Annotated in this window: 26 protein-coding genes; 12 read left to right on the top strand and 14 right to left on the bottom strand. The window is 64.4% G+C overall.

Annotated features, from left to right (window positions below; translation table 11 throughout):
- The first annotated feature begins 3 nt into the window (after positions 1 to 3).
- The 5 genes from NJ75_RS18655 (at position 4) to NJ75_RS23495 (ending at position 2,375) form a co-directional block, all read left to right on the top strand.
- Positions 4 to 222, top strand: coding sequence for a type II toxin-antitoxin system antitoxin (locus NJ75_RS18655; RefSeq protein WP_039337216.1), 219 nt, complete (start codon positions 4 to 6; stop codon positions 220 to 222).
- A complete protein-coding gene (locus NJ75_RS18650; protein WP_039337214.1) occupies positions 215 to 520 on the top strand; it encodes a hypothetical protein in 306 nt (101 codons plus the stop codon). Before NJ75_RS18655 ends, NJ75_RS18650 begins: the two co-directional genes overlap by 8 nt.
- A 98-nt stretch (positions 521 to 618) precedes the next feature.
- Positions 619 to 1,614 (top strand): right-handed parallel beta-helix repeat-containing protein, encoded by a 996-nt coding sequence (locus tag NJ75_RS18645; RefSeq protein WP_082013467.1) that lies wholly within the window; start codon positions 619 to 621, stop codon positions 1,612 to 1,614.
- A 60-nt stretch (positions 1,615 to 1,674) separates the two neighbouring features.
- The gene (locus tag NJ75_RS18640; protein WP_039337211.1) at positions 1,675 to 2,019 is read left to right on the top strand and encodes a hypothetical protein; all 345 of its coding nucleotides are present in this window, start codon (positions 1,675 to 1,677) and stop codon (positions 2,017 to 2,019) included.
- Positions 2,020 to 2,072: 53 nt separating this feature from the next.
- Entirely contained in the window at positions 2,073 to 2,375 is a 303-nt protein-coding gene (locus tag NJ75_RS23495) for a hypothetical protein (RefSeq protein ID WP_052242643.1), read from the top strand.
- On the opposite strand, the gene ribA is transcribed toward NJ75_RS23495, so the two are convergent.
- From ribA to rpmG, 6 genes are all read right to left on the bottom strand, one after another.
- Positions 2,372 to 3,436: a GTP cyclohydrolase II gene (gene ribA, locus NJ75_RS18630; RefSeq protein WP_039337209.1), complete on the bottom strand. Its 1,065-nt coding sequence runs from the start codon at positions 3,434 to 3,436 to the stop codon at positions 2,372 to 2,374. The genes NJ75_RS23495 and ribA overlap by 4 nt on opposite strands.
- On the bottom strand, positions 3,433 to 4,224 hold the full coding sequence (locus NJ75_RS18625) for an exodeoxyribonuclease III (protein ID WP_039337207.1): 792 nt from the start codon (positions 4,222 to 4,224) through the stop codon (positions 3,433 to 3,435). Before NJ75_RS18625 ends, ribA begins: the two co-directional genes overlap by 4 nt.
- Positions 4,225 to 4,590: 366 nt before the next feature.
- Positions 4,591 to 4,881: a HigA family addiction module antitoxin gene (locus tag NJ75_RS18620; protein ID WP_082013466.1), complete on the bottom strand. Its 291-nt coding sequence runs from the start codon at positions 4,879 to 4,881 to the stop codon at positions 4,591 to 4,593.
- A gap of 80 nt (positions 4,882 to 4,961) precedes the next feature.
- A complete protein-coding gene (locus tag NJ75_RS24465) occupies positions 4,962 to 5,174 on the bottom strand; it encodes a hypothetical protein (protein ID WP_156135861.1) in 213 nt (70 codons plus the stop codon).
- A 583-nt stretch (positions 5,175 to 5,757) separates the two neighbouring features.
- Positions 5,758 to 6,417, bottom strand: a complete 660-nt coding sequence (locus NJ75_RS18615) for a LolA family protein (protein ID WP_052242642.1) — start codon at positions 6,415 to 6,417, stop codon at positions 5,758 to 5,760.
- Between the two features lie 97 nt (positions 6,418 to 6,514).
- Positions 6,515 to 6,682: a 50S ribosomal protein L33 gene (gene rpmG, locus NJ75_RS18610; RefSeq protein WP_011446825.1), complete on the bottom strand. Its 168-nt coding sequence runs from the start codon at positions 6,680 to 6,682 to the stop codon at positions 6,515 to 6,517.
- A gap of 188 nt (positions 6,683 to 6,870) precedes the next feature.
- On the opposite strand from rpmG, the gene phhA reads away from it, so the two are divergent.
- Positions 6,871 to 7,806 carry a phenylalanine 4-monooxygenase gene (phhA, locus tag NJ75_RS18605; RefSeq protein WP_039337203.1) on the top strand — a complete coding sequence of 312 codons (936 nt, stop codon included), beginning with the start codon at positions 6,871 to 6,873 and terminating at the stop codon, positions 7,804 to 7,806.
- A gap of 88 nt (positions 7,807 to 7,894) precedes the next feature.
- Here the strand turns inward: phhA and NJ75_RS18600 are convergent, their stop codons facing one another.
- The 4 genes from NJ75_RS18600 to NJ75_RS18585 form a co-directional block, all read right to left on the bottom strand.
- Positions 7,895 to 8,179: a hypothetical protein gene (locus NJ75_RS18600; protein ID WP_052242641.1), complete on the bottom strand. Its 285-nt coding sequence runs from the start codon at positions 8,177 to 8,179 to the stop codon at positions 7,895 to 7,897.
- A gap of 72 nt (positions 8,180 to 8,251) precedes the next feature.
- Positions 8,252 to 8,518, bottom strand: coding sequence for a GlsB/YeaQ/YmgE family stress response membrane protein (locus NJ75_RS18595; protein ID WP_039337201.1), 267 nt, complete (start codon positions 8,516 to 8,518; stop codon positions 8,252 to 8,254).
- Between the two features lie 94 nt (positions 8,519 to 8,612).
- Positions 8,613 to 9,425, bottom strand: a complete 813-nt coding sequence (locus NJ75_RS18590; RefSeq protein ID WP_039337199.1) for an undecaprenyl-diphosphate phosphatase — start codon at positions 9,423 to 9,425, stop codon at positions 8,613 to 8,615.
- A gap of 43 nt (positions 9,426 to 9,468) precedes the next feature.
- The gene (locus NJ75_RS18585; RefSeq protein ID WP_039337197.1) at positions 9,469 to 11,271 is read right to left on the bottom strand and encodes an ABC transporter transmembrane domain-containing protein; all 1,803 of its coding nucleotides are present in this window, start codon (positions 11,269 to 11,271) and stop codon (positions 9,469 to 9,471) included.
- A gap of 162 nt (positions 11,272 to 11,433) precedes the next feature.
- Between NJ75_RS18585 and NJ75_RS18580 the strand changes: the two genes are divergently transcribed.
- Together NJ75_RS18580 and NJ75_RS18575 are read left to right on the top strand one after the other, a co-directional pair.
- A complete protein-coding gene (locus tag NJ75_RS18580) occupies positions 11,434 to 12,690 on the top strand; it encodes a polyhydroxyalkanoate depolymerase (protein ID WP_039337300.1) in 1,257 nt (418 codons plus the stop codon).
- A 131-nt stretch (positions 12,691 to 12,821) separates the two neighbouring features.
- Positions 12,822 to 13,751, top strand: coding sequence for a glycosyltransferase family 2 protein (locus NJ75_RS18575; protein WP_052242640.1), 930 nt, complete (start codon positions 12,822 to 12,824; stop codon positions 13,749 to 13,751).
- Here NJ75_RS18575 and NJ75_RS18570 read toward each other — a convergent pair.
- The 3 genes from NJ75_RS18570 to NJ75_RS24460 all read right to left on the bottom strand — a co-directional run bounded on the left by NJ75_RS18570 (position 13,732) and on the right by NJ75_RS24460 (position 15,801).
- Entirely contained in the window at positions 13,732 to 14,193 is a 462-nt protein-coding gene (locus NJ75_RS18570; RefSeq protein WP_039337195.1) for a MaoC family dehydratase, read from the bottom strand. The two genes, NJ75_RS18575 and NJ75_RS18570, sit on opposite strands and share 20 nt — an antisense overlap.
- An 83-nt stretch (positions 14,194 to 14,276) precedes the next feature.
- Complete coding sequence (locus NJ75_RS18565) at positions 14,277 to 15,647, bottom strand: putative O-glycosylation ligase, exosortase A system-associated (protein WP_039337193.1); 1,371 nt, start codon at positions 15,645 to 15,647, stop codon at positions 14,277 to 14,279.
- Positions 15,640 to 15,801 (bottom strand): hypothetical protein, encoded by a 162-nt coding sequence (locus NJ75_RS24460; RefSeq protein WP_156135860.1) that lies wholly within the window; start codon positions 15,799 to 15,801, stop codon positions 15,640 to 15,642. Before NJ75_RS24460 ends, NJ75_RS18565 begins: the two co-directional genes overlap by 8 nt.
- A 66-nt stretch (positions 15,802 to 15,867) precedes the next feature.
- Between NJ75_RS24460 and NJ75_RS18560 the strand changes: the two genes are divergently transcribed.
- On the top strand, positions 15,868 to 17,094 hold the full coding sequence (locus NJ75_RS18560) for a TIGR04063 family PEP-CTERM/XrtA system glycosyltransferase (protein WP_039337191.1): 1,227 nt from the start codon (positions 15,868 to 15,870) through the stop codon (positions 17,092 to 17,094).
- Between the two features lie 52 nt (positions 17,095 to 17,146).
- Positions 17,147 to 18,718, top strand: a complete 1,572-nt coding sequence (locus NJ75_RS18555; RefSeq protein WP_039337189.1) for a hypothetical protein — start codon at positions 17,147 to 17,149, stop codon at positions 18,716 to 18,718.
- On the opposite strand, the gene NJ75_RS25185 is transcribed toward NJ75_RS18555, so the two are convergent.
- On the bottom strand, positions 18,715 to 19,101 hold the full coding sequence (locus tag NJ75_RS25185; RefSeq protein ID WP_236727191.1) for a hypothetical protein: 387 nt from the start codon (positions 19,099 to 19,101) through the stop codon (positions 18,715 to 18,717). The two genes, NJ75_RS18555 and NJ75_RS25185, sit on opposite strands and share 4 nt — an antisense overlap.
- On the opposite strand from NJ75_RS25185, the gene gltB reads away from it, so the two are divergent.
- Both gltB and NJ75_RS18545 read left to right on the top strand, forming a co-directional pair.
- Positions 19,018 to 23,598: a glutamate synthase large subunit gene (gene gltB, locus NJ75_RS18550; protein WP_236727190.1), complete on the top strand. Its 4,581-nt coding sequence runs from the start codon at positions 19,018 to 19,020 to the stop codon at positions 23,596 to 23,598. The genes NJ75_RS25185 and gltB overlap by 84 nt on opposite strands.
- Positions 23,599 to 23,611: 13 nt before the next feature.
- Positions 23,612 to 25,045 carry a glutamate synthase subunit beta gene (locus tag NJ75_RS18545; RefSeq protein WP_039337186.1) on the top strand — a complete coding sequence of 478 codons (1,434 nt, stop codon included), beginning with the start codon at positions 23,612 to 23,614 and terminating at the stop codon, positions 25,043 to 25,045.
- The last annotated feature ends 7 nt before the right edge of the window (positions 25,046 to 25,052 follow it).

Below are 25,052 nucleotides of genomic sequence, written 5' to 3'. Positions count from 1 at the left end.
GGGATGGCGCCGAGTCCAAAGAAGGCCTTTCCGTTGCGCATCGATCCGGCGCTCTTCGCCGCGATCGAGCGCACGGCCTCGGCCGACTTGCGCTCGGCCAATGCCCAGATCGAAGTGCTGCTGCGCGAGGCCCTGACCCGGCGCGGCGTGAAGCTCGCCGCGGCCGAACCGGTCAAGCGCGGGCGGCCGCCGAAAATCGACACGGAGAACAGCGATGGTTGATGCCCGCTACACCACCCGGCCGCCTAAGTCCCAACCGCCCGCCACCGACGACGGCGCATGGTTCGCGCCCAAGCGCTTTGGCTATGGCGCGGGCTTGCCGCTGCGTTGGCAGGGCTGGGCCCTGATCGGTGGCTATATCGCTCTGCTGCCGCTGGTGAAGCTGCTGGATGACAGTGGCGACGGCCGATTGCGCACGCTGGGCTTCGCACTTTTCATCGTCGCCACGGCAATCGTGTTCTCGGTCTCCGCCAGGCGCACGCGCGGCGGTTGGAAGTGGCGCTGGGGCAGGAAGGATTGATCCTGTAACTTCGGGCAGGTCCCCGGTTCCTGCGGGAACGCAAGGGCCTGTCAATCATTCCGCGCTACCCCGGCATTCGAAATCGCCGGGGAACAGATATGCGCATGATGAACCCGTTCGCCTCCAGAGAGCGCCGCCACCGTGGCCAGCGCCTTGCCGTCTTCCTCCTCGGGATCGCGGTGATTGCAACGATTCCGGCCACCGCTCTGCTCGCACAGGGCCAGCGCTCGCCATACACGGTGGTCGAGACCGGCCGCAGCTATGCCGCGCTCCAGCAGGCGGTGAACGCCATCGGCGAAGGCACCGGCACGATCCGCATCGAACCCGGCATCTATCGCGATTGCGCGGTGCAGCAGGCGGGCGACATCGGCTTCGTCGCGCAAGTGCCGGGGCAGACGGTGTTCGACGGCGCGGCATGCGAGGGCAAGGCGGTCATCGTCGCGCGCGGACGCTCCACCACGGTCGAAGGCCTAATCTTCCAGAACATCCGCGTGCCCGATGCCAATGGCTCGGGCATCCGGCTGGAACGCGGCAACCTCACCGTGCGCCAGTCATGGTTCCGTGACAGCGAGCAGGGCATCCTCTCCGCCGACGACCCCGCCGGCGCAGTTCTCATTGAAAAATCAACCTTTTCGCGTCTTGGCCGGTGCGATCGCGGCCTCTCCTGCGCCCACTCTGTCTATTTCGGCGATTATGGCAGCGTCACCATCCGCCGCAGCCGCTTCGAAGCGGGGCGCGGCGGGCACTATGTGAAAAGCCGCGCCGGCCGCGTCGAAGTCACGCAGTCGAGCTTTGACGATACCGCCGGAAAAACAACCAATTACATGATCGACCTGCCCGCAGGCGCGACCGGGAGCATTGCCGACAATGTCTTCGTCCAAGGCCTCGACAAGGAAAACTACAGCGCCTTCATCGCCATCGCCGCCGAGGGCAAGGCACACCCTGCGACCGGCCTCGCCATTGTTGGAAATGATGCGCGGTTCGCGCCGGGGGTGAGTCGTTCGTCTGCCTTCGTCGCGGACTGGTCGGGCGACAAGCTGGCGCTCGGGGCGAACACACTTGGGGCGGGCCTCAGCCGCTTCGAGTCCCGCTAGAGTCGCGCCGAGTTGGGGTGGAGTTGCCCCTCTGTCCTTAAGAGTCTAACTGGAGTTGGAATGCTGAGCGCACCCCTCCTGAAGCTGGGTGGACGGCTCTGGGCGCTCCTTCTCGCCCTCACTGTCCTGACCCACGCGCTTGTCCCCTTCGAGGCACCCGTGACCGTGCGTCACGGCTCGGCCTTCAGTGCGGCAACGGTGGACATGGCGGTGGCACCGCGCAAAGCCGCGCAGATTCAACGCGCTGTCGTGCCGATGGCGCCCCCGCCGCCGGTCGTCCTTGCGCCAAGGCTGGCCCCGGTGCCGCTCGTCCAGCACGAAGGCTTCTGGCCCCCGCAAACCGCGCCGCCTGCACCGCAGCCGCTCGCGCTGCTGCCAGCACCCAGGGCACCGCCACTTTCCTGACCTGAGCCCCGCGCCCCTCGGGCGCAGTTCAAACGCATGTCAGGAATCCCACAATGTCAAACACTTCCACGATTGCGAAAGCAGTCGACTCTCGCCGCGCCCACGTCGAGGCGCTCCTCGCCGCCTACCCCGACGTCACGCCGGACGAGCGGCAACTCATGGTCAACTGGTTCCGCTCCGAAGCCAGCGCGCTGGACGTCGCTCTCGTCGCCAGCAACCCCGCTGCCGAGCGTGGCTACCGGCTCTTTCGCTCTGAAAACGTGGACAAGTTCACCGTCAAGGACATGGGCTATGCCCTCCTGTTCGCGGTGATTATCGCGGCTGCGGTGCTGCTGATCGCGTGGCGCGCTTTCTAACGCAGCAGATGACCGGTCCGATCTCGCTTCGTATCGAGATAGCGCTGGTTGTGGGGGTTGGCGGGGAGCTGGTGTGCCAGACGCTCCGTCACCTCCACTCCAAGTGCCTGCAATGTCGCCACTTTCTGCGGATTGTTGGTCAGCAGGCGGATCGAACGCACGCCGAGCAAGTCGAGCATCCGCGCCGCCACCGGGAAGTCGCGCGCCTCGCTCGGCAGGCCGAGGCGTTCGTTGGCGTCGACCGTGTCGAAGCCCTGGTCCTGCAGCTCATAGGCGCGGAGCTTGTTGATCAGGCCAATGCCGCGGCCTTCCTGCCGCAGGTAGAGCAGCACGCCCCAGCCGCCCGCATTGGCTTCCTCGGCCATGCGGGCAAGGGCGGCATCAAGCTGCGGGCCGCAATCGCACTTGAGGCTGCCGAGAATGTCGCCGGTCAGGCATTCGCTGTGCAGCCGCACCACCGGCTCACGCTCGCTGGTTTGCGTACCGATCACCAGCGCCACATGCTCGCGCAAGTCATCCCGCGCGCGAAATGCCACGATTTCAGCATGCTCACAGGCGTGGACGGGCAGGCGGGCGCGGACCTGAATGGTGAGGTTGAGCGGGTCCTTGAACGCCGCAAGATCGGCCGTCGATACCTCCGCCGCGATTTCGACGCCCGTCGAGATCAGGAAAGCGGGCAGGATCCCTGCCAGACGGGCCAGTTCCATGGCGGCAACGGCCGCATCATGCGCCTCGATCGGATCGGCCTTGAAGGGCCCGCGCAACGGGCTGCCGAGGTCCTTCGCCGGATCGGCCAGATTGCGTGCAGAGCCAAGGCTGAATGGTTCGGCGCCATGGATCATCACCGGGGCTTCGGGCACGGCGGCGTCGCGTTGGTTAGCGAGCTTCAGCGTCGCCGCGCGGGCGGCGGAAATCAGCAGTCGCGCGGCATAGATGCCGGGTTGGGCGAAAGCGGTTTCGGCAGGCAGCAGGTCGAGCGCGCCGTCCGCGCCGGTCACGCGGATCGCCCAGCCGTGGCGCAGCGCGTCGAGCGCTTTTGCTACGTTACGGGATTCGCTCACAAATTCAGCTCGGTGATCAGCGGGATGTGATCCGAAGGCTGCTCCCACTTGCGCGTCTCTTCGACGAAGCGGTGCGAGCGCGTCTGCGCGGCAGCCTCGGGCGAGGCCCACATATGGTCGAGCCGGCGGCCCTGGTCCTTGGCACGCCAGTACGAGCGGTAGGACCACCACGAATAGTTGCGTTCCGGCGCGGGGATGTGCTTGCGGCCAAGATCGACCCAGCCATGCGCATCGGCAAAGCGCTGCAGCGTCTCGACCTCGATTGGCGTGTGACTGACGACCTTGAGCAGCGCCTTGTGGTCGTAGACGTCGCATTCCAGCGGCGCGATGTTGAAATCGCCGGTGATCAGCGTCGGCCGCTCGATCTTCTCGGCCCAGCGGGTCATGCGCTCGAGGAAGTCGAGCTTCTGGCCGAATTTGGGGTTCACCTCGCGGTCTGCCACGTCGCCGCCTGCGGGGATATAGACGTTCTCGATGATCAGGCCGTTGCCCGGCCCCAGCAGCTCGACGCCGATATGCCGCGCCTCGCCATTGTCCTGCCAGTCATGCTTGCTGAAATCGCGGAAGGGGATGCGGCTGACGGTGGCGACGCCGTGATAGCCCTTCTGCCCATGGACGGCGCGGTGGGTATAGCCGAGCTTCTCGAACACCTCGTGCGGGAACAGGCTTTCCGGCGTCTTGATCTCCTGGAGGCACAGTACGTCGGGCGATTCCTGCAGGAGAAAGCGTTCGACCTGATCGGCGCGCAAGCGCACCGAATTGATGTTCCATGTGGCAACCGAGATCATGGCGCTGCTTTAGGGTTGCGGGGGGGCGATTGCTAGATGGGATGTGGGGGCTAGCGCGGATCATGCGCGGCTACGAGAATGCACTCATAATCTTGCAGTTCAGCCGTCTTTCTCAATCGCTGGCGCCTAAGCCACAGCCCCATAGCCACCATCGGCAATGATCCCAGCCCCCTCAAGATAGTCAGAGCTGGGACCTTGTGCCAAGCGACTAACTCCTTTGATGCTGCCCAAACAGAAAATGCGGCGACGAAGAGAATGCTCGACGCAGCAACAGCAAAAAGTGCCAGCTCCGTTATTCGAGAAGGAACTATTGGTCTGCGAAAAATCATACGTGCACTTTGACGCGATCTATGCGACATTGCAACGTCATGCAGCTTCCTGCAAACGCCGCACAATCGGCTGCTCATGCTGCCGCGCCCGCCACAGATCATAGTTCGCCTGCATTGCCAGCCATGCCCGCGCCGTGCTGGCGCCTGCCTGCTCCAGCCGCAGGGCTAGATCGGGGCTGATCCCGGCCTTGCCGTTCAGCACGCGCGAGAGGGCGACACGCGACATCGCGAGGCGGCTGGCCGCTTCGGTGACGGACAGGTTCAGCGCTTCGATCACTTCATCGCGAAGCAGTTCTCCGGGATGGGGAGGGTTGTGCATCATCGTCATGACCTCAATGGTAATCCTGATAATCGACGAGTTCGGCGTCTGCCCTGATTATGCCCAAGATGAGGCCCAATGCCGACAATTCATTGATGGGTGCACGGCCTGGGCTTCAGACGAAGCGCAATGCCCTCCTGTTCTGCCGGAATTATGTCCCCGATGTCGCAGCCGTTGACTTCGGCGGGCGCGGCAACGATTGAGCCAACCGCACCTGCTTGCGTTTTGGCAGAAACAGCTATGCCCGCGGTTCGACCCAGATATCTGTGCTGACCGACGCCAATGCTGGTGATCTGCGCCATTACAGGATCGCCCTTTCTACTATCTATCCCCAACGGGTTGCTCGGGAACAGCAAGACCAAGGGCGCTAACAGCGCAAGCGGAAGCAGATATTGTATGTGCCACCGATACCGCAGGTTGATGTATATCGACCGCAACAGGTTCATACGACAAATATGCAGCGACAGGCTGTGTCAGCAAGCGAATTACATCGCGGAATGCTTCATTGAGCCAAGAAACAAAACCCTCGGACCGGGGGCATTGGTCCGAGGGTTCCATTTGCGTTCGTCACGCTTGACGTTGCGGTCTCCAGGAGACCGGGCAACAGGGGGGAAACCCGCCTCGACCGCCTCGTCGAAAACCGTTCTAGGCCGGTGACGCTTGCCCCCCGATGAACGGTAGCTGCAGGTTTGTCGCAGCTTGTCGCAGGGAGTGAACGGTTGATGGGTAAGGCGACGATCTGGGGCGACGGGTGGTGCCGGCTTCTGTCAGGATGCAAACGCGTCCCCGCGCAGGCGGGGACCTTGTTGGGGTTACGAAACGTCCGCGCAAGCCGATGAAGACCCCCCGCCTTCGCGGGGGAGCAGGTTTTACAAGTGAGTCGGCTCAGCGCGTCACGGGGCGGCGCGGGTCGGTCCAGCGGAAGGTGCTGTCGTTCACCGCCACGCCGTACTGGTGGCCCGAAAGGCGCACCGTGGTGCGCTTGTTCTGCGAATCGAGCGCAACCCACGAATCGAGCTGCAGGCCACCCGGTGCATTGCCGTTACGGACAAAGATCATGGTGATCGTGCCGTATTCGGGGTGCTTGGGATCGCGCACTTGCAGGCTGATCACGCCCGGATCGCCGGTTGGCAGCTGCTTGGCGAAGCGCGCGACGTCCTTGTTGGGATCGAGCAGTGCGCCCAAGGGGCTGTTCTTGATCGGCCAGCGCTGAACCTGGCGGACCTCGTAGTCGATCATGGTGAGCGCCCTGCCGTCACCCACGATCAGCAGCGGCACGCCCTTCTGGTACTGGAAGCGGATCTTGCCGGGCTGCTTCATCGTCAGCACGCCCGAAACGCTCTGGCCCGAACGGTCGGTCTGCGTGAAGTTTGCGCGCAGCGTCGAAATGCCGCGCAGCGCAGAGACCGCGCGGTCGATGTCCGAGGCCTGTGCCTGCGCCACAGTCGGCGCGAGAAGCGTTGCGGGCGTGGCCGCAGCGAAGGCAAGCGAAAGGGCCGCCAAAGGACGGCCCATTTTGCGAGTCGAGAAGATTGTGTTGTTCATCGCCGTTCCTTGCAGTGTCGGCGTTGAACTCGCCGTGAACCGTCCCGGTTCCGAAAATGGCGGGACGGGCTTCACGGGTAAAGCGCAGATGCGCTGATTACTTGATCTTCGCTTCCTTGAACTCGACGTGCTTGCGCACGACCGGATCATACTTGCGGAAGGTCATCTTCTCGGTCGTGTTGCGGGGATTCTTCTTGGTCACGTAGAAGAAGCCGGTGTCAGCGGTCGAGACCAGACGGATCTTGACGGTGGTGGGCTTTGCCATGGCTCTATCCTGAACTTTCGCGCGCGAATCTGAAAACGAATGTGGCGGCGCGTTTCCACGCCGCCGTCACAGGGTGGGGCCGTTGGGGGAGAATCAGGGCAAAGTCAAGCGAGGAGAGACTGTCAGCGATATTTGCCGGATGGGAGCTACCGTGCTAATAGTTGCAGACGAAACCAGATTGAGAGACGATGAGCACTGCCAACCTTCCCACGGATTTTTCGCGACTGCCCGATCTGCCGAAAGGGGTCTACACCGCGCCGCTCAAACGTCCAGCGCGAGTCGGGGAGGATTGGCTGGAGCCCGCCCAGCGGCGCTATGCTTCCGAGGAGCACGCAATCTGGGACGAACTCTATGCCCGTCAGATGGAGGTGCTGCCGGGGCGGGCTTGCAGTGCGTTCCTGCGCGGACTGGAGCGGCTGGACCTCAGCCGGGGTGGCGTGCCGGACTTCGGCCGCCTGTCCGAGGAACTCGGCGCGCTGACCGGCTGGAGCGTGGTGCCGGTGCCGATGCTGATCCCGGATCACGTGTTCTTCTGGCACCTGGCTAACCGGCGCTTCCCGGCAGGCAACTTCATCCGCACGCGCGAGGCTTTCGATTATATCCAGGAGCCCGATGTCTTCCACGACGTGTTCGGCCACGTCCCGATGCTGACCGACCCGACATATGCCGATTACATGCAGGAGTACGGCCGCGCCGGATGGAAAGCGATGCGCCACAACCGGCTCAAGTCGCTCGGTGCGCTCTATTGGTATACGGTGGAATTCGGGCTGGTGATGGAGGACGGCATGCCGAAGGTCTACGGCGCCGGCATTCTTTCGGGACCGGCAGAAGCCGTATTCGCGCTTGAAGGGCAATCGCCCAACCGGATCATGCTCAATGTCGACCGCGTCATGCGCACCGATTACGTGATCGATGATCTGCAGCCGACCTACTTCGTGATCGAGAGCTTCGCGGACCTCTATCACCAGACCGTGGAGCGCGACTTCGACCGGCTCTATCGCGGCCTCGGCGCCGGGTTCACTTATGCCAACACCGCGGTGATCGACGTCGATGACGTCCTCCATAGAGGCACGCTCGAGTATCACTTGCGCGGCGGGCGCGGTTCGGGCGCGACGCCTGTCTAGGTCGCACGCCGTCTAGCAGACAGCAAAAAGCCCGGCGCCTTCCAGGGTGCGCCGGGCTTCCTTGGCCGTTAGGCGGAAAAGAGCGGGATCAACCCGGGGTCTTGTCCATCGTGTCGGCCTTGTCTTCCATGGCGTCGGCCTTGGCTTCGCCGGCATTGCGGACGGCATCAGCCTTGGCTTCCATGGCGTCTTCCGAAGCGCCGCCCATGGCGTCGGCCTTGTCTTCCATGGTGTCAGCAGCGGCTTCCGACGATTCACGCACGGCGCCAGCCTGATCTTCGGCGGCGTTTTCCTGCGCGCTGTCGCAAGCCGAAAGGCCGAGGCCCATCGCCACGACAGACGCCATCATCGCGCCCTTGAAAATTGCCTTCATGTCAGTCCCCTTCAGGTATGGAGAAGGCGGCCAAAGTGACCGCCTTCAGGTTGAAAGTTGGAATTTCGCGGATTAGCGAACCGAGCCGCGACGAACGAGGTTCACGATCGCCAGCAGGATCAGGGCGCCGAGGAACGAGACGATCAGCGTGCCGGCCGAAATGCCGTCGGTGATCGAACCGCCGCCGATCAGCGGAGCGAGCAGGAAGCCGCCCAGCAGCGCGCCGACAATGCCGACGACGATGTTCAGGAAGATGCCCTGCTGCGCGTCGGTGCGCATCACGATGCTGGCAAGCCAGCCAAGAATGCCGCCGACGACGAGAAGAATGATAAGGCCCATGGTAAGTACCCCTTTGAAGTTCAGTTGTCGGTTAAAATCCCGACGATGAACTTGGTTCCGCAAAAGCGGTGGGGCGTTTCGGGCCTTGTCGGTGTCAGCGCATCCCCAGCCAGACGAGCGCGACTGCGCCAGCCACAATGCGGTACCACGCAAAGGGCCTGAAGCCGGACTTGCTGACATATGCCACGAACATCCTGATAACCGCGAGCGCGACCACGAAGGATACGGCGAAACCGATGGCAATCTCGGTCCAGCCCACACCCATCGTGCCGTTCATCAGGGCATCGCGGTTGTCGAGCAGTTCGAGCGTGGTGGCGCCCAGCATTGTCGGGATGGCGAGGAAGAAGCTGAATTCGGCCGCAGTGCGGCGTTCGATGCCCATGGCGAGCGCGCCCATGATCGTCGCGCCGGACCGGCTGACTCCGGGAACCATGGCCAGGCACTGTGCGGCGCCCACGCCGAGGGCCTGACGCAGCGGCAGTTCGCCAATCCCGGTCAGTTCGCCAGTCTTCGCGCTGCGTTCGATCAGCAGGATCGCCACCCCGCCCACGATGAGAGCCCAGCAGACGACGGAGGGGCTGCCCAGCAGCACGTCAATGTAGTCTTTCAGGGCAAGGCCGAGAATTGCAGAGGGAACGAACGCCGCCAGCAGATTGCGCAGGAACCGCAGCGACATGGGGTTCAGCTTGAGCAGGCCCATGCCCACGGCCCAGAACGTGCGCCAGTACTGCACCACCACCGCAAGGATCGCGCCCAGCTGGATGACGACGTTGAACATCGCCCACTGGTGCGCGTCATAGCCGAACAGCTCGGTGGCGAGGATGAGGTGCCCGGTCGAGGAGACCGGCAGGAACTCGGTGAGGCCCTCGACGATGCCGAGCAGGATGGCGGTGACGATCGTGTCCATGATGTCCCAAGCGTTTGCCGCAGTGCAGCATCAAGTCAAGGTGTTAGGCGGCAAGCCCTTCGAACTGCAGGCGGGCAAGCCGCGCATAGAGCCCGTCTGCCGCCGTCAGGCTGGCATGGGTGCCCTGTTCCACGATCTTGCCGGCATCCATGACGACGATGCGGTCTGCCGCCCGGATCGTGGCGAGACGGTGGGCGATGACCAGCGTGGTGCGGTCCTGCATCAGGCGGTCGAGCGCTTCCTGGACCAGCCGCTCGCTTTCGGCGTCGAGCGCGGAGGTCGCTTCATCGAGCAGCAGGATCGGCGAATTGCGCAGCACGGCGCGGGCGATGGCGATGCGCTGGCGCTGGCCACCAGAGAGGCGGGCGCCGTCCTCGCCCAGGAACGTGTCGAGGCCCTGCGGCAAATCGCGCAGGAACTGTTCGGCATTCGCCGCGCGGGCCGCTTCCCAGATGGCCTCGTCGCTGGCCTGCCAGTTGCCATAGCGCAGGTTGTCGCGCGCCGAAGCTGCGAACAGCGTGGCGTCCTGCGGGACGAGCGCGGTGCGCGCGCGGATTTCGGCAGGGTCGGCGCTGGTCAGCGGCACGCCGTCGATGCGGATCATGCCGCCGTGCGGATCGTAGAAGCGCTGGGCGAGGAGGAACAGGGTCGACTTGCCAGCGCCTGACGGGCCGACGATGGCGACGGTTTCACCCGGCTCGACCGTCAACGAGAAGTCGTCGAGGGCGAGGACTTCGGGCCGCGAAGGATAGCGGAAGGTCACGTTCTGGAACGCGATCTGGCCGCGCGGCGGCACGGGCAGGGCCGTGGGGCGGGCGGGGGCCGAGATTTCCGGCTCCTCGCGAAGCAGTTCATTGAGCCGTCCGGCAGCGCCGGCCCCGCGCAGCAGATCGCCATAGACTTCCGACAAGGCCCCTGCCGCACCGGCAACAAGGCCTGCCGTGATGACGATGGCGAAGATGGTGCCGCCGCTGATTGTCCCCTGTGCGACGCCGACGGCGCCTTCCCACACCAGCATGGTGATCCCGCCGAACACCAGCAGGATGACGATCGCGGTCATCACCGCGCGCAGGCTTATGCGGCGAAGCGCGGTCTGGAAGGTCGCCTCGACGCGCTCGCCGAAACGCTCGAGCTCGCGCTTCTCCTGTCCAAAGGCCTGCACGATCTTCATTGCGCCGAGGACTTCGGCCACGATCACGCCGATGCCCGCCACGCGATCCTGGCTCGACCGGGAGACATTGCGGACGCGCCGCCCGAAGAACACGATCGGGCCGACGACCAGCGGGATGCCGACCATGAGGATCGCCGTCAGTTTCGGCGCCAGGTAGAACAGGTAACCGAGGCCGCCGATGGCCGTGATCGTGTTGCGCAACGCGACCGAAACCGTCGTGCCTACCACTTGTTCGATGATGGCGGTGTCCGAAGTCATCCGCGAGGAGATTTCCTTCGGGCTGTTGGTCTCGAAGAAGGACGGCGGCAGGCGCAAGAGATTCTGCTGCACGCGCAGGCGGATGTCGGCGACCACGCGCTCACCCAGCCAGGAAACAAAGTAGAAGCGGCAAGCCGTGCCGATCGCCAGAACCAGCACGATCAGCAGCAGATACTGGAACCAGCGTCCCAGGTCATCGACATTGGCGCCAGCGGCAAAGCCTTTGTCGATGATCAGGCGGAAGCCCGATGGAATGGCGAGTGTGGCTGCCGAGGTCGTCAGCAGCGCCAGTGCTGCAAATGCCAGTTGGCGGGGATACTTCAGCGCCTCGCGCCAGATCATGCGCAGCGGCCCGAGGGTCTTGGCCTTGGGGGCGGGCTCGGCAGCGGTCGGCGGGCTCTTGGTTTCCTCGTCCATGGCCGCGTGCCTAGCCGATGGCGGGGATTACCGAAAGGGGGCGGTTAGGGAACCCGCAACATGACCGGATATTTGTTGCGTTGCACAAACAATCGAATCGCGGCAATCTGTATACAAACGACTCCCGCTCTTTGGGCAGGCCATAATCAGAAGGTGTTCGCAGTGCTCTATAAGGCTTATGAAATTCAGCGCTCGCTGATGAACGCGGGCAGCGCCTGGGCCTCGATGATGGCCGATGCGCTGACCGATCCACGCAACCCGTGGGCGGGCGTCGGCCCCTCGCAGACCCTCGCCAACGCGCTCGATGTGTTCGCGCATGCAGCAGCGCCGCGCGGCAAGCCCGCGTTCGGCATCAAGGTCGTCCATGTCGACGGCACGGCCCATGCGGTCAAGGAAACAACGGTCGTTACGCGCCCGTTCGGTGACCTCAAGATGTTCACCCACGATGGCCTGCCCAAGAATGCGCCGCGCCTGCTGATCGTCGCACCGATGAGCGGGCACTACGCCACGCTGCTGCGCGGCACGGTCGAACGCATGCTCGAACGCTGCGTGGTCTACATCACCGACTGGGCCGATGCGAAGTATGTGCCGCTGGCCGAAGGCACCTTCGACCTCGACGATTACATCGATTACCTGACCGGCTTCCTCGAGCATATCGGTGAAGGTGCGCACATGATGGCGGTGTGCCAGCCGTCCGTGCCGGCCTTCGCCGCCACCGCGATCATGGGCGCCAGCAAGCACCCCTGCCGCCCGGTAACCCTGACGATGATGGGCGGGCCGATCGACACGCGCGAAAGCCCGACTGCAGTCAACGACCACGCAATCACCAAGCCCTATGTCTGGTTCAAGCACAACGTGATCACCACCGTGCCAACCAACTATCCGGGTGAGGGACGCCGCGTCTATCCGGGCTTCGTGCAGCTCGCCAGCTTCATGTCGATGAACCTCGGCAGTCACATGATGAGCCACTACAAGCTGTTCCAGCACATGAACGCCGGGGCCGACGAGAGCGCCGAAGCCACCAAGGCCTTCTACGACGAATATCGCGCGGTCTGCGATCTTCCCGCCGAGTTCTACCTGCAGACGGTGGATGTCGTGTTCCAGCGCCACGCACTGCCCAAGGGCGAGTTCATTCACCGTGGCCAGGCCGTGGACCTTGGCGCGATCACCGACACCGCAATCCTGTGCATCGAGGGCGAGCGCGACGACATTTCGGGCATCGGCCAGACCAAGGCTGCTCTCAAGGTCACGCCGAACCTGCCCGAGGACATGAAGCAATATCTGCTCGCCCCCGAAGTCGGCCATTACGGCATCTTCAACGGCTCGCGCTGGCGCTCGTCGATCGCCCCGGTGGTCGAACAGTGGATCGCCCAGTTCGAGAAGAAGGCGAAAGGCCGCAAGCTCAGCGTCATCGCCTGAATAACGGCAAGAAGCGTCAAATCCCGAAGCCGACCGTGCCAATCCGGCACAGGTCGGCTTTCCACTTCTCTGCAATATTGCGCAACTTTCCGGCAAGATCGCGGATGCCTTGAAATGGCAGAGGTGGCCTTGTGGACAAGGGAGCGCATTCTATCGGCGGACCGGGACGCGGAGCATCGCCCCGCGTCAGCATCGTGCTGCCGGTGCACAATGGCGCTGCCTTCCTCGATGACGCGATACAATCGGTCCTCGACCAGACCTTTGCAGATTTCGAGCTGATCTGCGTCGACGACGGTTCCACCGACAGCACGCCCGCTATCCTCACGCGCCATGCCGCAGCCGACGAGCGCATCCGCATCATCACCAATCGGCCCAACAAGGGCCTGCCGGGCGCTCTCAACACGGGTTTCGCTGCTGCACGCGGGCCATTGCATACCTGGACATCGGACGACAACATCGCGCGTCCCCACATGCTGGAACGCCTGGTCCAGACGCTTGATGCCAACCCCGATGCGGCCATTGCCCACGCCAACTACAGCGTGATCGACGGGCAGGGCCGCATCATTGGCTTTCAGAAGGTCGGGCCAGCTTCCGAGATACTGTTCGGCAACCGCATCGGCGCGGCGTTTCTCTATCGGGCCAAAGTGACCGAAGTGCTTGGGGGGTATGACACTGCGCTGTTCGGCGTCGAGGACTACGACTTCTGGCTGCGGGCAGCGCGCAGGTTCCGTTTTGTCACCCTAGATGAGGACCTCTATCTCTATCGACGTCATGAGGGGAGCCTGACTGACACGCGCGCGCTCAGGATCCACCGCCTCGTCGGCCAGATCATACGGCGCGAACTTGCCGCAGTGGACGATGCCGGACTGCGGGCGCGGGTGCTTCTTGAGCACGGCCTGGCAAGCCGCCTGGATGCCCGGCTGGGGATGCTGTGGCAGGCTTGCAAGGCGCGCCCCGGGCTTGGTCTGGCCAAGGCCCCGGCAATTGCGCGGCACCTGCTATTTCATCTGGTGCGCGCAATCTCCGCCAGCCTGGCCGGCCTCAGACAAAGAACTGCGTGATCCACTCGCACTGCAGCGCGGGCTTGGCCTCGCCCTCGATCTCGATGGTGATCTCCATGGTCTGCTGCCACTGACCGGGACGCTTCTCGTCCATCTCGAGCAGCTTGAACACGCCGCGCACACGCTTGCCGACGCGCACCGGCGCAAGGAAGCGCGTGCGGTTGCCGCCGTAGTTGACGCCCATCTTGATATGTTCGGGCCGCGGGCAATCGCTTTCCATCGTCAGCAGCGGAATCAGCGACAGCGTCAGGAAGCCGTGCGCAATGGGGCCACCGAACGGGGTCAGCTTCGCCTTTTCCGGGTCAACGTGGATGAACTGGAAATCGCCGGTCGCCTCGGCAAACTTGTTCACGCGCTCCTGCGTGATCTCGATCCAGTTCGACGTGCCGACCACCTGGCCGATCCGAGCCTTGATTTCCTCGGGCGGAAGGAATGTCGTCATGGCGATGCGCTCTCCTGCTGATGTCTCTCGGCAGGCACAATGGCGACAAGCCGGACGCGGAGCAAGCGGGTTTAAGTGTGTGGTTAAGCCGTGGCGGGGCGCGGCGCAGGCTGCTGCGTTGCCTTGCGGAAAGGCTGCGGCTGTGCCGTCCGCACCCGTTTGATATAGGCCCACAGACCGCATTGCAGGCCGACCAGCATGTAGCAGAACGGCTGGAACGCGATGCCGACGAAGGTGGAGCCGACCAGGTAGATGACCTGCGCCTGCTGCAACGCTTCGGCAAGCGGCGCGACCCAGCGGAACTCTTCGGAGGTCTCCTTGCCATAGCGTCGTCGCAGCAATTCCATCTGCCATACGCCCAGAAGGTGCAGCGACAGCCATAGCGCCAGGCCGGGGTAGCCCTGCTCGCCCAGCATCTCGAAATAGCTCGAATGGTAGGCGCGCCCTTGCTCGACGATCGGCTGGTATTCGAGCGCGGCATTGTTGTCGCCGGCGTAGTCGGCCTTGACGGTATCGTACGTCAGCTTGTTCTGGCGATAGGCCTCGAACCCGCCGCCGAAAGGATGGCGCTTGGCGAACTCGATCGTCCACTTCCATACCGCCACGCGCGTCGAGGCGGATTGGTCGGACTGGTGGTTCCTGATCGTGCTCATCCGGTCCGTGAACTCCTTTGGCAGGAGCGGGACCGCGATCAGGGCACCGGCCGCCATGACCGAGACGATCAGCATGCGTCGCTTGGCCGTGCGCAGGATCATGGCCGCCAGAACGACGACGCAGACCAGGCCGGTGCGCGCGCCCGTGCCGATCGGCATCAGCGCGCAGGCAAAGCACAGCGCCCAGGCAAAGATCTTCACCCGCCAGTCGGGCGGAAAGATCGTGCCATAGCGCGACAGCCAAAGCGCCAGCGGGATTACCGCGATGGCGACGGCCGAGATGATCGAACCTTCGTAGAGCCCGGTATTGTCGTTCACCAGCAGGCGCAATTCGCCGTAGCCCCCGCCGCCTGCCGCAGTCTTGATCCCGCCGCCGATCACGATCACTCCGATCGACAGAGCCAGGATCAGCGTGATCGCCTCGATTCTCAGGCGGGTGCGCAGGGTGAGGGGCAGGAACAGCGCCCACAGCAGCGCCTTCCACACCCACGCCCACTTCTCCGCCGCTTCCACGGGGAAGTCGGCGGCCTGCGTCGTCAGCCCGCAGTAGACCAGCAGGGTCAGCAGCAGGAACTGGCGCAGCGAGATGCGGATGCCGTTCTTGTCCTCGGCCACGAACCACGAGAGGAAAGCGCAAAGGAACGCGATCAGAGATACCGGGATGTGGCTGAGGATGCCCCAACTGACCTTCTGCGGCGCGACGATGTCGATGTAGCTGTAGGCCAGCACGAAGATGAACGGCTTGCGAAAGCCCGCGCCGATGAAGCCGAGCACGCAGGACAGCAGGAACAGGTCAAGCATCGCCACCGCTCGGCGCCTGCTCGCGGCCTTTGCGGAACGGCGTCTTGCGGCTCGGCAGGGAAGGGTCGTCGTTGAGATCGTCACGATGCAGCAGGCGCCAGATGGCGATCGCCATCAGCACGTGCGGCAGGATTATCGTGAACTTGTCGATCATTGCAGGACTTGCGCTAGCCGATCGAGGTTGACGCGGCGTTAAGCCTTCCATGGCAGAGCGTTGACCATGACACGCGTGCTCCACGTTCTCGATCATTCGCTGCCGATGCACAGCGGCTACACCTTCCGCACCCGCGCCATCCTCAAGGCGCAGGCGGCGATGGGGCTGGAGGTCCGCGCCGTGACCGGGCAGCGCCACACGGCGCCCATGCCGAGCGATCCCGAAGTCGTCGATGGCCTGACCTTTTACCGCGCTGGCGGCACGGCGGGCGGCCTCCCGCTGGTGCGCGAATGGTCCGAAGTTGCAATGCTGGCCGAGCGCATCGTCGCCATCGCGCGCGAATGGCGGCCAGATGTGCTTCACGCCCATTCGCCGGCGCTGTGCGGCCTTGCGGCACTCCGGGCCGGGCGCAAGCTCGGCATCCCGGTCGTCTATGAGATCCGTGCGTTCTGGGAGGACGCCGCCGTCGGCAATGGAACGGGGCGCGAAGGCTCGGCCAGGTACTGGCTGACGCGCGTGCTGGAAAACGATGTCGTCAGTGGCGCCAACCGCGTCGTGACGATCTGCGAAGGCCTGCGGGCCGATCTGATCGCCCGCGGCTTTGCACCGGAGAAACTGTCGATCATGCCCAACGGCGTCGACCTCGACCTGTTCGGCGAACCGCTGCCGCGCGATGCCGGGCTGGCAAACGAACTGGGGCTGGGAGAGGGGCCAGTGATCGGCTTCCTCGGCAGCTTCTACCCTTACGAAGGTCTCGACGACCTGATTGCGGCAATGCCGGCCATCGTCGCTCGCGTGCCTGACGCGCGCCTGCTGATGGTTGGCGGGGGCCCTGCCGAAGCGGACTTGCGCGCGCAGGCGCAGGCCTCGGCGGTAGCAGACGCCATCCGCTTTGTGGGCCGCGTGCCGCATCACGAGGTGGATCGCTATTACTCCTTGGTCGACGTGGTCTGCTATCCGCGGAAGGCGATGCGGCTGACCGATCTCGTCAGCCCCTTGAAGCCGCTTGAAGCCATGGCGCAAGGCAAGCTGGTCAGCGCCTCGGACGTCGGTGGGCATCGCGAACTGATCGAGCACGGCAGGACCGGCACCCTGTTCCCGCCCGACGATCCGGCCGGCCTTGCCACGGCCCTTGCCGATCTGCTCGGCTCCCGCGACGGATGGCACACCCGGCGCGAAGTTGCCAAGGCGTTCGTCCGTGAACGCCACGACTGGGCTGGCAACGTCAGACGTTATCTACCTGTTTACCAAGCCCTGTTACCGAATCACGAACTGCCATCAGTCGCGGCCTGAGCTGCGACGCCGGTGGCGGCAGGATGACCGAAACAGACAGGACGACGCCCACGTGACCGCGACAAAGCGCAAGCCAAAGCCCATCACCGCGCATCCGATGTTTCCGGTCGTGACATCCCTGTGGTTCGCAGCGTTCTTCGGCCTCGGCAGCTTTGCCGTGGCACCCTCCCTGCTCGAAGGTCCGGTCGTCGCGCTGGGGATTCCCGCAATCGTCCCTGCGGCCGCTCCACCACTCGGCTTTACCGCGCGCGTGCTGCTGGCGCTTGGCCTGCTGCTGCTGGGCGCAATCATCGGCTTTGTGGCAGGGCGCAAGCTCGCACCCAGAGAGGCCGCGCCGGTGCGCCGCCGTGACATGTCCGCTGCCCGCAGGCAGCGCAGTGACGAGACTGCTGATCGTTCCGACGAACCCCGCCGTGTCTTGAACCCTGCCGAGGACCTTGGTGAGCCGCTTGACGCGCCCGCCGAAGATCTGGTGGCGCCGTTGCGTCGGCGCGCATTGTCGCTGGCCGACGAAGGTCAGCCGCAGGTTCCGGCCGAGGATGCGCCGCTCCCCGGCTATCTGCCGTGGGAGAATGCTTCCCCAGCCTATCCCCCGGTCGCCCGCGATGAAGATCCGCTCGCCCTGGAAGGTCTGCTCGAAGCCGCTGCAGGCGCGGCCGAGGGCTCGGTCGGGGCCGGGCCGTTTTCCGCCCCTGCCGATTCGGATGAAGAGCAGTTCGCAGCCTTTGCGCCTCCGGCCGCCTTCACGCAGGAAGTTGAAGCGCCGTCTGTTGCGACTCGCGATGTCGAACACGATTCCGCTCGGCCGACAGAGCAGATCCCCGCTGCCTCTGTTCTGGCACCCAAGCCCCTGCTTCAGGCCCCTGCCGCGCAGGTGACCCCGATCGAGCGCGCGCCGCTTGATGGTCTGGGCATGGTCCAGCTTGTGGAACGTCTTGCCGTCGCGATTGCCCGCCATGCACCCCCCGTGCGGGATGCCGCGCCGCTTGAGGCCTCCGCCTATGCGGCTCCAGTGGTGCCGGAAAACCCTGTTCCCGTCGAAACCGTGGCAGCCCCTCAGCCCGAACGGGTTGATGAAGTCCGCGACGATCTGCGAGTCGTCCGGCTGCGTCCGCTTGCCGTTGAACTGACGCCGCCGCTTGACGAAGACGACGAGCAGGAGGGAGTCGCGCAGCTCGCCCGCTTCCTGCGCGCACCGGCTGCGTCTGCACCGGAAACATCCGCACCCGCCACCGATGATCCGGCCGAGCCCGAGGTCGCGGAAGAGCGCTATCCTTCGCTGCTCGACATGGGGCCCGCCTCGCTCCGCCAGCACTCGCCCCGCATCGACGATGGCCTTGCGCTGGAGGACGAGCCCGCCCCCGCAGACGTTGAACCGACCGTGGTCTTTCCCGGGCAGGTTTCGGCGCTGCAGGGTGGCTTGCGCCGGTTCGAACGGCCCTCGATCCTGCCGGTCCAGGGTTCGCCCCTGGCAGCACCTGGACAGGCGGCGCCCTCGACTCCGGCAGAAGTCCTGCCCGATGCGTCACCAGATGCGCCCGGTGCGCTGGCTGATCCCGAAGAGGCCGATCGGGCACTTCGCGCCGCTCTGGCAACGCTTCAGCGGATGACCGCGCAGGGCTAGTTTTCCACGTCCCTCGCGGCACTTTCGGGCAGGAAGACGCGGCGGAGCCGCACTTTCTGCCATGTCGCAACCGTATTTACGGCATTAACCGCGCACTTGATGCCCTTGCGCGGTTGCAAAATAACTTTCCTGCAGTCATGGGGGCACTTCGCGCAATTTTCGTCGCTTTTCCGCGAGGGTGATTCGCGCGCCGCTGCCTTTTTGGCCATTGCCTTATTGGATGTAGGACGATCATCGAGATGGGATTTCCGCCGCTTCAGGGCCTGTACGATCCGCGTAATGAGCATGACGCCTGTGGCGTGGGCTTTATTGCCCACATCAAAGGCCAGAAAAGCCATGCGATTGTGGACCAGGCGCTGGAAATTCTGCACAATCTTGACCATCGCGGTGCCGTCGGCGCCGATCCGCTGCTGGGCGATGGCGCTGGCATCCTGATCCAGATCCCCGACCAGTTGTTCCGCAAGTGGGCCGCTTCCGAAGGCAAGGACCTGCCGCAGCCGGGCGATTATGCCGTGGCCATGTGCTTCCTGCCGCAGGAAGAGGCCGCGCGCCTGTTCGTGACCGAATTCTTCGAGAAGTTCATCGCCAAGGAAGGCCAGGAACTGATCGGCTGGCGCGACGTGCCGACCACGCAGGACGGCCTCGGCAAGGCCGTCGTCGAATCGATGCCGGTGATCCGCCAGTGCTTCATCAAGCGCGGTGCCAACACGCCGGATCAGGACGCTTTCGAGCGCAAGCTGCTCGCCATCCGCAAGCAGACGCAGAACCCGCTCGCCGCCATGGCCGAGAAGCACAATCTTCCTGGCGTGACGCAGCTCTACATGCCGAGCTTCTCGACCCGCACGATTGTCTACAAGGGCCTGCTGCTGGCAACGCAGGTTGGCTCATTCTATGACGATCTGCGCGATCCGGATTGCGTTTCGGCCCTGGGCCTCGTGCACCAGCGCTTCAGCACCAACACCTTCCCGAGCTGGAAGCTGGCACACCCGTTCCGCTTCATCGCCCATAACGGTGAGATCAACACCGTTCGCGGCAACGTGAACTGGATGAACGCGCGCCGCCGCACCATGGAATCCGAGCTGCTCGGCCCGGATCTCGACAAGATGTGGCCGCTGATCCCGCACGGCCAGTCTGACACCGCAAGCCTCGACAACGCGCTCGAACTGCTGCTCGCCGGTGGCTACAGCCTTGCCCACGCCGTCATGATGCTCGTGCCCGAGGCTTGGGCCGGCAACCCGCTGATGGATTCCAAGCGTCGCGCCTTCTACGAATACCACGCCGCGCTCATGGAACCGTGGGATGGTCCTGCGGCCGTCGCGTTCACCGACGGACGCCAGATCGGCGCCACGCTCGATCGCAACGGCCTGCGCCCCGCACGCTTCTCGATCACCCGTGATGACCTGATCTGCATGGCTTCGGAAAGCGGTGTGCTGCCCTTCCGCGAGGAGGACATCGTCCGCAAGTGGCGCCTCCAGCCCGGCCGCATGCTCCTGATCGACATGGAGCAGGGCAAGATCATCGAGGACGAGGAAATCAAGGCCGAGCTGGCCAATGCCGAGCCTTACGAAGAATGGCTCGACCAGGCGCAGTACAAGCTCAAGGAGCTCGACGTGATCGAGCCCGAGCTGGCGGCGCTGCCGGTGGAAACCACCTCGCTGCTCGATCGCCAGCAGGCTTTCGGCTACACGCAGGAAGACGTCACCAAGTTCCTCGAACCGATGGGCATTGCTGGTGATGATCCGATCGGATCGATGGGCACCGACACGCCGATCGCAGTGCTTTCGAACCGCTCGCGCCTGCTGTTTGATTACTTCAAGCAGAACTTCGCGCAGGTGACCAACCCGCCGATCGACCCGATCCGCGAGGAACTGGTCATGTCGCTGGTCAGCATGATCGGGCCGCGCCCGAACCTGCTTGGCCGCGATGCCGGCACCCACAAGCGCCTCGAAGTCGACCAGCCGATCCTGACCAACGAGGACGTCGCCAAGATCCGCTCGGTCGAAGCCGCGCTCGACGGTGCCTTCCGTACCGGTACCATCGACACGACATGGGATGCCGCCAGCGGCGCCGATGGCCTCGAAATGGCGATCAAGGAAATGTGCTGGGCGGCCACCGAAGCCGTTCTCGCCGACAAGAACATCCTGATCCTGTCTGACCGCGCCCAGTGTGAATCGCGCATTCCGATGCCGGCCGCGCTGGCAACGGCTGCAGTGCACCAGCACCTCGTCCGTCAGGGGCTGCGCATGCAGACCGGTCTCGTCGTCGAAACGGGCGAAGCGCGCGAAGTTCACCACTTCTGCGTGCTTGCGGGCTACGGCGCCGAAGCGATCAACCCCTATCTGGCGTTCGAAACGCTGGAGCAGATCCGCGTTGCCAAGGAGCTTCCGCTCGAGGCCAAGGACGTCAAGAAGAACTATATCAAGGCCATCGGCAAGGGCATCCTCAAGGTCATGTCCAAGATGGGCATCTCGACCTACCAGTCCTACTGCGGTGCCCAGATCTTCGACGCCGTCGGCCTGTCGACCGATTTCGTGAATGCCTATTTCACCGGCACCGCCACGACGATCGAAGGCGTTGGCCTCAAGGAAATCGCGGAAGAGACCGTGCGCCGTCACGCCACGGCCTATGGCGACAATCCGATCTACAAGAAGATGCTCGATGTGGGTGGCATGTACCAGCTGCGCCTGCGCGGCGAAGAGCATGCCTGGACGGCATCGAACATCGCCAACCTGCAGCACGCGGTTCGTGGCAACACGCCTGAAAAGTATCGTGAGTTCGCAGAGTCGATCAACGACCAGTCTGAACGGATGCTCACCATCCGCGGGTTGATGGAGTTGAAGAAGGCTGATCAGCCGGTCCCGCTTGAAGAAGTTGAACCAGCTGCCGAAATCGTCAAGCGCTTCGCCACCGGCGCGATGAGCTACGGCTCGATCTCGTGGGAGGCGCACACCACGCTCGCCGTGGCGATGAACCGCATCGGCGGCAAGTCGAACACCGGCGAAGGTGGTGAGGACCCCGCGCGCTTCAAGCCGCTCGCCAATGGCGATTCGATGCGCTCGGCGATCAAGCAGGTCGCATCGGGCCGCTTCGGTGTCACCGCGGAATACCTCGTCAATGCCGACGACGTGCAGATCAAGATGGCGCAGGGCGCAAAGCCCGGTGAAGGCGGCCAGCTGCCGGGTGACAAGGTCGACAAGACCATCGGCAAGACCCGTCACTCGACCCCGGGCGTCGGCCTGATCTCGCCGCCGCCGCACCACGACATCTACTCGATCGAAGATCTCGCGCAGCTCATTCACGATCTCAAGAACGTGAACACCGGCGCGCGCATCTCGGTCAAGCTGGTGTCCGAAGTGGGCGTCGGCACCGTGGCAGCGGGCGTGTCCAAGGCACGCGCCGACCACGTGACGATCTCGGGCTACGAAGGCGGCACCGGTGCTTCGCCGCTGACCTCCCTGACGCACGCCGGCAGCCCATGGGAAATCGGCCTTGCCGAAACCCAGCAGACCCTGCTGCTCAACAATCTGCGCAGCCGCATCTGCGTGCAGGCTGATGGTGGCCTGCGCACGGGCCGTGACGTCGCGGTTGCCGCGCTGCTCGGCGCTGACGAGTTCGGCTTTGCCACCGCGCCGCTGATCGCGGCGGGCTGCATCATGATGCGCAAGTGCCATCTCAACACTTGCCCGGTCGGCGTCGCCACCCAGGACCCGGTCCTGCGTGCGCGGTTCACCGGCCAGCCTGAACACGTGATCAACTACTTCTTCTTCGTCGCCGAAGAGCTGCGCGCGATCATGGCCGAAATGGGCTTCCGCACGGTTGCCGAGATGGTCGGCCGCGTGGACCGCCTCGACGTGAAGAAGGCCGTGTCGCACTGGAAGGCACAGGGCGTCGATCTGTCGAAGCTGCTGCACAAGGTGGAGCCGGTCGAAGGCACGACTCTGAACTGGAGCGAGACGCAGGATCACGGTCTCGAAGCCGCGCTCGACAAGGACCTGATCGCTGCCAGCGCTCCGGCCTTTGACAAGGGTGAACCGGTCCGCCTCGAACGCAAGGTCATCAACGTCAACCGCACGGTCGGCGCGATGCTCTCGGGCGAAGTGGCCAAGAAGTACGGGCACAAGGGCCTGCCGGACAACACCATCCACATCTCGTTCAAGGGTGTGGCAGGGCAGTCGTTCGGCGCGTTCCTCGCGCATGGCGTGACGCTCGATCTCGTCGGCGATGCCAACGACTATGTCGGCAAGGGCCTGTCGGGCGGCCGCGTGATCGTCCGCCAGCCGAGCCATGTCGATCGTGACCCGACCGAGAACATCATCGTCGGCAACACCGTGCTCTATGGTGCGATCGCCGGTGAGGCCTACTTCAACGGCGTCGGCGGTGAGCGCTTCGCGGTGCGCAACTCGGGCGCCCTCGCGGTAGTCGAAGGCACTGGCGATCACGGCTGCGAATACATGACCGGCGGCGTCGTCGTCGTCCTCGGCAAGACCGGACGCAACTTTGCGGCAGGCATGTCGGGCGGCGTCGCTTACGTCTACGACGTCGACGGCAACTTCGCACAGCTCGTCAACGGCGCGATGGTCGATGTCCTGCCGATCTCGGCAGAGCGCGACGAAGACGATGGTACAGGCCGTCCGCAGCAGCGCGGGATCGATGTCTACGACTACGGCATGGGCGACATGCTGCGTCACGATGCCGAACGCCTGCGGGTGCTGGTGGAACGCCACCATCTCTACACCGGCAGCAAGCGCGCTCGCGAGATCCTCGACAACTGGGGTGAATCGCTCGCGAAGTTCGTCAAGGTCATGCCGCGCGACTATGCGCGGGCGCTCCGTCAGATGGAGGCCGAGCGCCTCGAAGCCGCCTCGGTCGCGGCTGAGTAAGGGTTAGATTACAATGGGTAAGGCAACCGGCTTTCTCGAGATCGATCGTCAGGACCGCAAGTACGATGCGCCTGCCGAACGCCTGAAGCACTATCGCGAGTTCGTGATCCCGCACGATGATGCCGGCCTCAAGGGCCAGGCATCGCGCTGCATGAACTGCGGCATACCGTACTGCCACAACGGCTGTCCGGTGAACAACCAGATCCCCGACTGGAACCACCTGGTCTACGAGAACGACTGGCGCGAAGCGCTGACCAATCTCCACTCGACCAACAACTTCCCCGAGTTCACCGGCCGCATCTGCCCCGCCCCGTGCGAGGCGGCGTGCACGCTGAACATCGTGGACCAGCCGGTCACCATCAAGTCGATCGAATGCGCCATCGTCGATCGCGGATGGAAGGAAGGCTGGATCGAGCCGCAGGTGCCTGCCAAGAAGACCGGCAGGTCTGTCGCTGTCGTCGGTTCCGGCCCGGCAGGCATGGCCGCGGCCCAGCAGCTGGCCCGCGCCGGCCACTCGGTGACGGTGTTCGAAAAGAACGACCGTGTTGGCGGGTTGCTGCGCTACGGCATCCCTGACTTCAAGATGGAAAAGACCCACATCAACCGCCGCGCGATGCAGATGGAGGCCGAAGGCGTCCAGTTCCGCACCAGCGTGGAAGTGGGCGTGACCGTTTCCTTCGCAAGCCTGCAGGAAAACTTCGATGCCGTGGTGCTCGCAGGCGGCGCGGAAGACCCGCGCGGCCTCAACATCCCCGGCGCCGAACTTCCCAGCGTGCGCATGGCGATGGAGTTCCTGACCCAGCAGAACAAGCGCAATGCCGGGGATGACGAACTGCGCGCTGCCCCGCGCGGCTCACTCACCGCCACCGGCAAGCACGTCGTCGTGATCGGCGGCGGTGACACCGGTTCGGACTGCGTCGGAACCTCGAACCGCCAGGGTGCCGCTTCGGTCACCCAGCTCGAAATCATGCCCAAGCCGCCCGAGAAGGAAGACAAGGCGCTCAGCTGGCCGAACTGGCCGCTCAAGCTGCGCACTTCGTCGAGCCACGAGGAAGGCTGCGAGCGCGAGTTCGCCGTGCTGACCAAGCGCGTCGTCGGTGAGAACGACGTCTCGGGACTCGAATGCGTCCGCGTCGAATGGGTCAATGGCCAGATGCAGGAAGTGCCGGGCAGCGAGTTCGTGCTCAAGGCCGACCTGATCCTGCTCGCCATGGGCTTCGTCGGCCCGCGCAAGCAGGGCCTGCTCGAACAGGCCGGCGTCGAACTCGACCCGCGTGGCAACGTCAAGGGCAACGTGGTCGACTACAAGACCAGCGTCGACAACGTCTTTGCCTGCGGTGACATGCGCCGCGGTCAGAGCCTCGTCGTCTGGGCGATCCGCGAAGGCCGCCAGTGCGCCCGCGCCGTCGATCAGGCGCTGATGGGCGTGAGCGAACTGCCACGCTGATCTTTAG

Source organism: Novosphingobium subterraneum, from assembly GCF_000807925.1.
Taxonomy (GTDB): Bacteria; Pseudomonadota; Alphaproteobacteria; order Sphingomonadales; family Sphingomonadaceae; genus Novosphingobium; species Novosphingobium subterraneum.
The sequence above is the reverse complement of the archived record's forward strand: the minus strand, read 5'-3'. Positions and strand labels throughout refer to the sequence as shown.